This is a genomic window from Salinibacter sp. (assembly GCF_036626415.1).
Classification (GTDB): domain Bacteria; phylum Bacteroidota; class Rhodothermia; order Rhodothermales; family Salinibacteraceae; genus Salinibacter.
On the sequence record NZ_JAZKRW010000122.1, the window covers coordinates 1 to 8,664 of the forward strand.

Consider the following 8,664-nt stretch of genomic DNA (forward strand, 5'->3'; position numbering starts at 1 on the left):
GGATTCGATTACTTTTCCGTGATCCGTCCCCCGTCGGCTGCACAGTTGGGAGCCACCGACAGGCCCACGCCTCCGAAGACGCACGGCACCGGTGGGGGCCGCGCGCATCGAACGCCGCCCCCCGTCGCCCGTACGTCCATGCGGATGAAGCCGGAATAGAGACCGGGATAGAGACAATGGTCGCGCCGGTCTTCCCCTCGTGATGCCGCGCCGTGCGCGTACCTTCCGCAGGCCTCCCGGCGGTCGGGACCTGCCGTCCGCTCGCCTCGTTTGTGCGCGGCGACGTTCGGCGCGGGAATCCGCCTCCGGCCCCATCTCCCCTTTGCGTTTTTCTGCCGTCTGTTTTTCCCTCTCGATGTCCCGTTTGCGCCCCGCAACGCTCTCTCTCTTCGCGAGTCTTTTCGTCCTCTGGGCCGCCCTGCCCCCAAGCGGGTCCGGCCAGGCCGTGGACCCACTTCCCCCAAGCCTGCAGGAGGAATCCATGGCCGAGTCGGCCGTCATCTCGGACTCGGACACCGTGGAGAAAGATGCCCCGTACGTCTCTACGTCGCAGCGTGTCGTCAACCGGATGCTCGAGGCGGCCAACGTGGGCCCCACCGACGTGGTGATCGACCTCGGAAGCGGCGACGGGCGCATCCCCATTGCCGCCGCCCAGCGGCACAGCGCGCGCGGCATCGGGGTCGAGATCGACCCGGATCTGGTCGCCAAGGCCCGCGACAATGCGGAGCAGGCCGGGGTGGCCGACCGCGTCGAGTTTCGGCAGGGGGACCTGTTCGAGGCCGACCTGAGCGACGCGACGGTCGTGGCCCTGTACCTGTGGCCGGAGATCAACGTGAAGCTGCGCCCGAAGCTGCTTCGGGCCCTCGACCCCGGCGACCGCATCGTCTCGCACGACTTCCGCATGGGCGACTGGGAGCCGGACCGCGTGATCGACCTCGGGCCGGGCAAGATCGGGCAGGAGACCGTGTATCTCTGGATCGTCCCCGAAGACATTCCGGAGGACCTGATGGACATCAGCGACGAGGTGGAGGCACAATAACTTCCGAAATACGGAATTGAAGGCAGGAGCGAGCCGCTCTGCCGCGCACTGCTCCCACCGTTCCGCACTGTCTCTGACAGAGGCCATTCGGGGCCATGTCTTTCGCCGACGCGAAGCAGCTCGTCCTCGACACGCTCTCCGCCTACAGTGCCGACCACGGCGAGCGGCTGGCGGCGGCCCTCGCCTACTACGCCACCTTCTCGCTGGCCCCCCTGCTGGTGCTGGCGCTGTCCGTCGCCGGGATGCTGTACGGACAGCGGTCCGAGGTGGCCCAAGAGGAGCTCATGAGCCTGGTGGAAACGGCGACCGGCCCCGACGGGGCCGCGCTACTGGGGGGCATCCTGGAAAGTGCCGCGGCCGCGCCGGACGCAGGCATCTGGGCAACGATCTTGAGCGGCCTCGTGCTCATCGTCGGCGCCACGGCACTCTTCGCCCGCCTGCAGGAGGCCCTCAACACCATCTGGGCCGCGACGCCCCGCCGCACGGGCGTGACGCGATTTCTGTGGAGCCGAGGGCTCTCGCTGCTGCTGGTCGTGGGGGCCGGCACCGCGGTCGTGGCCGGCCTGATGGCCAGCTCCCTCCTTGCCGGACTCGCCCGTCCGTTGGAGGTGCCGGGGGTCCTTCTTTGGGGGGAGCGGATGGGCTCCCTGGCCGTCCTCACGCTCCTGTTTGCCGTGCTGTACCGTGTCTTGCCGGATGCGCCCGTCCGCTGGGCGGACGTGTGGCTGGGGGCCGTCGTCGCGGCGACGCTCGTGACGCTCGGCACGTGGGGCCTGGGGTGGTACCTCGGCCGGGCCTCCGTCACCTCCTCGTACGGCGCGGCGGGCGCGCTCGTGGCCCTCCTGCTGTGGATCTACTACTCGGCCCAGATCTTCTTTCTCGGCGCCGAACTGACAACCGTGTGCGCCCGTCGCTCTGGCCAGGCACCTGTCCCTTCCGGGGCCCCGAAGCCGTCCATGGAGGGGGCGTCGCCGGCAAGGGCCGAGCCGCCCCGCTCCTCGTCGTGGCCGGCCCGCCTCGGATGGGTTGCGCTCGGCATCGTGCTGGCGCGCTTCTTTCGGCGGTAGCGTGCCCGCCCGACCTCCCGCGCAGGCCCTCGCTTCTCACTTCCCCCATCCTACGTCGCCCCGATTCCTGATCCTATGTCCCCCCAATTCCCGCTTTCCCCGATTGCGGCGCTCGCGGGCCTTCTGCTCTTTGGCGGTGGGGGAGGGTGCGGTTCGACGGCCTACACCGCGCCCCCGCCTTCCTCCAAGCCCGACACGACTGGGCTTGATACGGCCCGGGTCGCCCAGGTCGACGTGCCCGCCCGAATTGCGACCTCCGATACCCTTCGGGTTCACCTCTCCGGCACCGTCGGCCCCAACGGCTGCTACACGCTCGCCCGGATTGAGGCGGTCCGCGCGCCGGGCCGGGTGACCGTGACGCCGCTGGTACAGCCCCCGACGGCCGACGACCAGGCGTGCACGATGGCGGTCGTGCCGCTTGACACAACGTATGCGATCGCCCCTCCGTTTGAGCCGGGCCCCTTCGCCCTCACAATTCCACAACCGTCCCGCCCGGCGGTGACGGCGTCCGTTGAGGTCACGGATGATCCGTAGCCGCCCCTTCACGCCGGCCCGCCTCATCCCGCCGAGGGGTCCGGCCGCGGGGCAGAGTCGGGGCGTCCCACGTAGGTGCGCCCAAAGGGATCGGTGGCCTCCACGCGGACCCGATTGGCGTCCGGGTTGGCGGGGGCGTAGTAGAGGTGGGCGGTGGGCTCCGGCTCCACCCACGGGTGTTTTTCCGGCTGCTCGTCGCCCGCGTGGAGGCGCCGGCTTTGGGGATCGAGGCCCACGCGACGGGCCATGGGGCCGGTGCGAATGCCGTCCTCGTACCACACCACCGTCCAGTCGGCGGTGGCGTCCCACACGTTGGCGACCCACTCGTCGGGCGCCTCGGGGTCGGCCCCGACCGGATACGTCCGCATCTGATGGCCGGCGGCCCGGCCGGTGGACTTGTAGCGCCACTCGACGGACGTGCCGTCCACCTCGTACACCGCGTAGCCCTTGGGCGTGCCGTCGTAACAGATCGGGCCGGTCCACCACGCGCCACACACCGTGCCCACCACGTGCTCGTGCGGCCCGTCGGCAGAGCGGTGCTCGTTCTCGTGGACGTGGCCGCTCACGATGTGGGCGTCGAAGGGGGCGAGCAGGTCGTAGAGCGCGGCCCGGTTCCCGATCCGTCCCCGGACCGACGGGCTCGCCTCCCCGCGCCGCTGGTAGGTGGTGCTCAGCGGCGGAATGTGCGTAAGCACGACGACGGGCCGGCCGTCCTCGACGAGGGCGAGGTCCTGCTCCAGCCATGCAAGCTGGATGGCGCCCAGGTGGCCGTGGTAGTCGTCCGTCTTGCGCCCAAAGCCATCGCTCCCCGGCCAGTACACGTCATCAAGCACGACGTAGTGGACGGCCCCCCGGTCAAACGAGTAGTACTCGGGGCCAAAGTGCCGACGGAAGGTGGCCGTGGAGCCGGGGTCGGTGGGCGCGTCGAAGTTGAGGTCGTGGTTGCCCACCGCCTGCACGAACGGAATGCCCATCTGCCGGACCGCCCGTTCGTAGCCGGAAAAGAGCGACAGGTCGTCGAACACGAGGTCGCCCCCGCCCACCCCGAAGACCGGACGGTCGCCGAGCGCCTGCACGGTCTCGCGCACGTCGGGCACCGTCTCGTCCCGGAACTGCTGCATCTCCGCCTCCGTCCGGGCCTGCGGGTCGGCCAGGAAGAGGAACGCATGCTGCGCGTCGTCGCGCTCGAGCGGCGCGAGCCGAAACGAGGCCGTCGCCGTGCCCCCGCTCGTTGCGTCGAGCGTCTTGTAGAAGCGCGCCGTGCCGGCGTCGTGCGTCGGCAGGCGGTACCCGCCCGGCACCGACAGGTACACGAACGGGCGCCGGGGCGAGGCCGCCAGCTCGTAGCGGCCGTCGCCGTCGGTCTGCGCGACGGTGACGCCGTCGGTGACGGGCACCCCCTCGATGCCGCCATCCGGCCCCGTCACCCGGCCCGTGACCGTCACGGATGCGCGCCCGGCGCCCAGTCGAGGCCACGCGGCGGCCACGCCGGGCCCGCTGAGGGCGGCGCCGGTGAGGCTCAGGTACTTCAAGAAGTCGCGGCGGGACGGAGACATGTCGGTGGAAGAAATGTCAAATGGTAACGCCTTCAAAAGATGGTGGGCCGCAACGAGAAAGTCATCACCATAACTTTATGGACGGCGAGCACTCGCACCCCGGTATTTTGCTCCTCACGCCTAATTTTGCAAGGGGGTATCGCGCCTTGAATAAAGGAAGGAAATTGAAGTGACAAAGAGGGAGTAGCATCCCGAACGTCTGTGTTCGGTGGAGGTACGATCGATACGTATTCCATCGAGAAACCACATCCTGACATGTTCAGCCTCGTTGAGGCTCGGAATTACCGCTGCCTCCGTTATATTCAGCAGCCGATGGACCGATTTCATGCACTCATCGGTCCCAATGCGAGTGGCAAAAGCACGTATCTAGACGTGATTCGCTTTCTGGGCGACATGGTGCAGCCGGATGGCCTGGATACAGCCATCGATCGCCGTACACAAAACTGGCACGACCTCGTCTGGATGGGGAAGGACGATCACTTCGAGTTGGCCGTAGAGGCTCCCATTCCCGAAAACAAGCGAGAAGGACTGGAAAACCCTGAGTGGAGTCGGTGCCGGTACGAGGTGCGGATTGGAGAGACCGCCCCGAGCGAAGTTGGCATTCAGGAAGAGACGCTTCTTCTCAAGCAAGAATCGCTCAAGAAAGACAAGCTCCGTCAGCCATCACTTTTTCCCGCAGAAGATCGACCGATTCCTGAGAAGATATGTCGGGAAAAGGGAACGGCGGGGACCCAGACAGTCGTGAGCAAAACCGCCGATGGAAACGAAAACTTTTACGACGAAACAGGATCGGGATGGAACCACGCATTTAAGCTTGGACCGAAGCGAGCGGCACTCGCCAATGTACCCGAGGATCCCACAAAGTTTGCCGTCTCGACGTGGTTCAAGCGGATGCTTGTTGACGGAATCGAGTTTTTACGGCTCGATAGCGAGGCGATGCGTCGGCCCAGTCCGCCGGGAAAGGGCACCGGGTTTCGACCGGACGGATCGAACCTGCCGTGGGTCATCCGAAACCTTCGAGACGAGCACTTTCCTCAATTCCAGCGCTGGCTCCGCCATATTCAGACAGCGCTTACGGACGTCGAGGATGTTGACACGTATGTTCGGGACGAAGATCGCCACTGCTACCTGCGGGTGGAGTACGAGTCAGGGGTAACAGTTCCCTCATGGGGCCTTTCCGACGGGACGCTTCGAATGTTTGCCCTCACGCTTCTCCCCTATCTTCCCGACCTGAAAGGACCGGTTCTCATTGAGGAGCCCGAAAACGGCATTCATCCCCCGGCCGTGGAGACAGTCTACGAGTCGCTGTCGTCCGTCTATGACTCGCAGGTTCTCGTCGCCACGCACTCCCCAGTGTTCTTGAGTTGCGCGGAGCCGGAGGACATGCTGTGTTTTGCGTTGGACAAGGAAGGGAAGACCGACGTCGTGCTAGGAAGTGATCACCCTCAACTTCGAGATTGGCAGCGCGAGACCGACCTCGGGACGCTCTTCGCTGGAGGGGTACTGGCCTGATGGAAGACGCAGACGACCTCGTCGTTCTCGCAGCGGACAAACAGATGGAAGAAACCATCCGGGGGCTCCTATCTCAACATCAGGCCCTCGGCATTCACCCTCTCTCGTTCGAGGTCTACAGTCATCCCAACAAGGACCCGGGCTGCCGGAGCAAAGCTCATAAATTTCTTCGGTCGCTCCAGACGCAGTATCGGAGAGCATTGGTTATCTTCGACTACCACGGATGCGGGGCAGAACACACCTCGGCGCCCGAGCACGTTGAGTCAACAGTTGAAGAGAGGTTAGGACAATCGGGCTGGAATGAGCGGGCTCGGTGCCTAATCATTGTCCCCGAACTGGAAGTTTGGGTCTGGAGCGATTCTCGGGAAGTAGACCGTTGTTTGGGCTGGGATCCGGCGTCACAGCGTGTCCGAAGCTGGCTTCAAGCAAAGGATTTGTGGTCTACCGATGCCCCAAAGCCATCCGATCCGAAGAAAGCCATGGAGGTAGCGCTCGAACAAGCCGGGTTGCCGCATTCTTCGAGTATCTTTCGCGATCTCGCAGAGTCGGTGGGCCTGCGTCAATGTGAGGACGAATCGTTCCAGCGCTTCTGCCAAATTCTACGGGAGTGGTTCCCTCCTCCTTGGCAGCAGTAGGAGCACCGTGTCGATCCTGCCCCCCCAACCGGGCTACTGCCTTGGAGAGAAGTTGCAGTCGTTGAAGCATGCGAGCGCTTCGCCCGCCGGCCGCTGAATCTGACAGTGATGAGATGGGAACGCCACCCCGCAGTTCGTGTGAGAAGGAGCGGACACATCGTTCGCACATCTTCTTCCTGACCGGCCCGCCTACTTCTCTGCAAGCATGAGTGAGGAGTTTCTACAGCAGGACGTCCGCTACGTCAAGGGCGTGGGGGAAAAGCGGGCCGACGTGTGGGCCGAGCAACACGGCGTGCGCACGGTGCGCGACCTGCTGCACTTCTACCCCCGCCGCTACCTCGACCGCACGACCGTGACGCCGGTGCGGCGGCTCCAGGAGGGCCCCGATCCGGTCACCGTCGTCGGCACCGTGCAGTCCGTCGACGTGGTGCCCGGCAACAACCAGAAGCGCCTCGAAATCGTCCTGCAGGGGGAGCAGGGCGGGCGCATGAAGGGGACGTGGTTCCAGGGGGTCTGGTGGGTGCGCAAGGCGTTCGACGAGGGCGACCGCGTGGCCTTCCACGGCACGGTGGAGAAGTACGGCCGCTGGCACTCGATGACCCACCCCGACTTCGACCGCCTCAGCGACGAGGGGCCCCTGCTCGACACCGGCCGCATCGTGCCGCTCTACCCGGGCGGGGAGGCGATGAGCAACGTCGGCCTCACGAGCCGGGCCGTGCGCCGCATCCTGTACACCCTGTTCAAGGAGCACGGCCTGAAGCTCTCCGAGACAATGCCCGACTGGATCGTGGAGGGGCACGCCCTGATGGAGGGGCGCGTGGCGCTGCGGGCCATTCACTTCCCGAAGACCCAGCAGGAGCTCTCGCGGGCGCGGCGGCGCCTCAAATTCGAGGAGCTCTTCTTCATTCAGCTCCTGCTGGCCCAGATGCACGAGCGGCAGGAGGAAGTGGCCGGCCCCGCGTTCGACGATCCGGGCACGTATACCCGCGAGTTTGTGCGGGAGGTGCTCCCGTTTGAGCTGACCGGCGCCCAAAAGCGCGTCCTAAAGGACGTGATTGACGACGTGCAGACGGGGACCCAGATGAACCGGCTGCTCCAGGGCGACGTGGGCAGCGGCAAGACGGTCGTCGCCGTGGCGGCCATGATGCACGCCTACGACAGCGGCTACCAGAGCGCCTTCATGGCCCCCACCGAGATCCTCGCCGAGCAGCACCACGCCAACCTGCAGGACTACCTGCGGCCGCTGGGGCTGGAGCCGCGCCTGCTCATCGGGAGCCAGACGAAGGCGGAGCGGGAGGCGGCGCTCCAGGCCGTCCGCAGCGGCGAGAGCCCCGTGGCCGTCGGCACGCACGCCCTCATCCAGGACGCGGTCGCGTTTGACCAGTTGGGCCTAGCCGTGGTCGACGAGCAGCACCGCTTCGGGGTCGCCCAGCGGGCCGAGATGTTCGAGAAGGGCGAGCGGCCTCATATGCTGCTGATGACCGCGACGCCCATCCCCCGCTCCCTCGCCCTCACCCTCTACGGCGACCTCGACGTGTCGAAGATCGACGAGATGCCCCCGGGCCGCAAGCCGGTCGAGACGCGCCTCCGCGCCGAAAAGCGGCGGGGCGAGGTGTACGCCTTCCTGCGCGACCGGCTGGAGCAGGGGGAGCAGGCGTTCGTGGTGTACCCGCTCGTGGAGGAGAGCGAGAAGATGGACCTCAAGGACGCGGAGAGCGGCGCGGAGGCCCTGCAGGAGAAATTCCCGGACTACACCGTCGGGCTCGTCCACGGCCAGCTCTCGGCCGACGACAAGGACGCGACGATGCGCCGCTTCAAGGCGGGCGAGATCGACCTCCTGGTGGCCACGACCGTGATTGAGGTGGGCGTCGACGTGCCGAACGCCACCGTGATGCTCGTGGAGCACGCCGAGCGCTTCGGCCTCAGCCAGCTGCACCAGCTGCGCGGCCGGGTGGGGCGGAGCGACCAGCAGAGCTACTGCGTCCTCATGGCCGGCTACAAGCGGAGCCAGGAGGCGAAGCAGCGCCTGGAGGCGATGGCGCGCACGAACGACGGCTTCGAGATCAGCGAGACGGACCTGCAGATCCGCGGCGCCGGCGACTTCTTCGGCACCCGCCAGAGCGGCATGCCCGACCTCAAGATCGCCGACCTCACCGAGGACGACGAGATTCTGGAGGGGGCCCGCGAGGCCGCCTTCGCCCTCATCGAGAAGGACCCGCACCTGCGGGCCGACGAGCACGAACGCCTCCGCCGGCGCTACGAGGACGACTACGCCGAGCACGGCCTCGGCTTCGCGCGGGTGGGGTGATCCGCCGTGGAGG

Annotated in this window: 7 protein-coding genes; 6 read left to right on the forward strand and 1 reads right to left on the reverse strand. The window is 66.5% G+C overall.

The genetic code is table 11. The features are described from left to right. Positions 1–355 precede the first annotated feature (355 nt). The 3 genes from V5A20_RS11615 (at position 356) to V5A20_RS11625 (ending at position 2,640) form a co-directional block, all read left to right on the forward strand. Positions 356–1,039 carry an SAM-dependent methyltransferase gene (locus tag V5A20_RS11615; protein ID WP_332316585.1) on the forward strand — a complete coding sequence of 228 codons (684 nt, stop codon included), beginning with the start codon at positions 356–358 and terminating at the stop codon, positions 1,037–1,039. Positions 1,040–1,134: 95 nt separating this feature from the next. Next, positions 1,135–2,106 carry a YihY/virulence factor BrkB family protein gene (locus tag V5A20_RS11620; protein ID WP_332316584.1) on the forward strand — a complete coding sequence of 324 codons (972 nt, stop codon included), beginning with the start codon at positions 1,135–1,137 and terminating at the stop codon, positions 2,104–2,106. A 75-nt stretch (positions 2,107–2,181) separates the two neighbouring features. Further along, a complete protein-coding gene (locus tag V5A20_RS11625) occupies positions 2,182–2,640 on the forward strand; it encodes a hypothetical protein (RefSeq protein WP_332327398.1) in 459 nt (152 codons plus the stop codon). Positions 2,641–2,663: 23 nt separating this feature from the next. On the opposite strand, the gene V5A20_RS11630 is transcribed toward V5A20_RS11625, so the two are convergent. After that, positions 2,664–4,196 carry a calcineurin-like phosphoesterase family protein gene (locus V5A20_RS11630; protein WP_332316582.1) on the reverse strand — a complete coding sequence of 511 codons (1,533 nt, stop codon included), beginning with the start codon at positions 4,194–4,196 and terminating at the stop codon, positions 2,664–2,666. Positions 4,197–4,451: 255 nt separating this feature from the next. Here V5A20_RS11630 and mads3 point away from each other — a divergent pair, with 255 nt between their 5' ends. The 3 genes from mads3 (at position 4,452) to recG (ending at position 8,651) form a co-directional block, all read left to right on the forward strand. Beyond that, on the forward strand, positions 4,452–5,708 hold the full coding sequence (gene mads3 / locus V5A20_RS11635; protein WP_332327399.1) for a methylation-associated defense system AAA family ATPase MAD3: 1,257 nt from the start codon (positions 4,452–4,454) through the stop codon (positions 5,706–5,708). Next, the gene (mads4, locus tag V5A20_RS14120; RefSeq protein WP_442978401.1) at positions 5,708–6,343 is read left to right on the forward strand and encodes a methylation-associated defense system protein MAD4; all 636 of its coding nucleotides are present in this window, start codon (positions 5,708–5,710) and stop codon (positions 6,341–6,343) included. The genes mads3 and mads4 overlap by 1 nt, the downstream gene beginning before the upstream one ends. 205 nt (positions 6,344–6,548) lie before the next feature. Beyond that, on the forward strand, positions 6,549–8,651 hold the full coding sequence (gene recG, locus V5A20_RS11640) for an ATP-dependent DNA helicase RecG (protein WP_332316580.1): 2,103 nt from the start codon (positions 6,549–6,551) through the stop codon (positions 8,649–8,651). Positions 8,652–8,664 lie beyond the last annotated feature (13 nt).

Excerpts from the sequence above, each read along its gene's own strand:
- mads4 (WP_442978401.1), top strand. The coding sequence starts at position 5,708 with ATGGAAGACGCAGACGACCTCGTCGTTCTCGCAGCGGACAAACAGATG.
- V5A20_RS11615 (WP_332316585.1), top strand. The coding sequence starts at position 356 with ATGTCCCGTTTGCGCCCCGCAACGCTCTCTCTCTTCGCGAGTCTTTTC.
- V5A20_RS11620 (WP_332316584.1), top strand. The coding sequence starts at position 1,135 with ATGTCTTTCGCCGACGCGAAGCAGCTCGTCCTCGACACGCTCTCCGCC.
- V5A20_RS11630 (WP_332316582.1), bottom strand. The coding sequence starts at position 4,196 with ATGTCTCCGTCCCGCCGCGACTTCTTGAAGTACCTGAGCCTCACCGGC.
- recG (WP_332316580.1), top strand. The coding sequence starts at position 6,549 with ATGAGTGAGGAGTTTCTACAGCAGGACGTCCGCTACGTCAAGGGCGTG.
- mads3 (WP_332327399.1), top strand. The coding sequence starts at position 4,452 with ATGTTCAGCCTCGTTGAGGCTCGGAATTACCGCTGCCTCCGTTATATT.
- V5A20_RS11625 (WP_332327398.1), top strand. The coding sequence starts at position 2,182 with ATGTCCCCCCAATTCCCGCTTTCCCCGATTGCGGCGCTCGCGGGCCTT.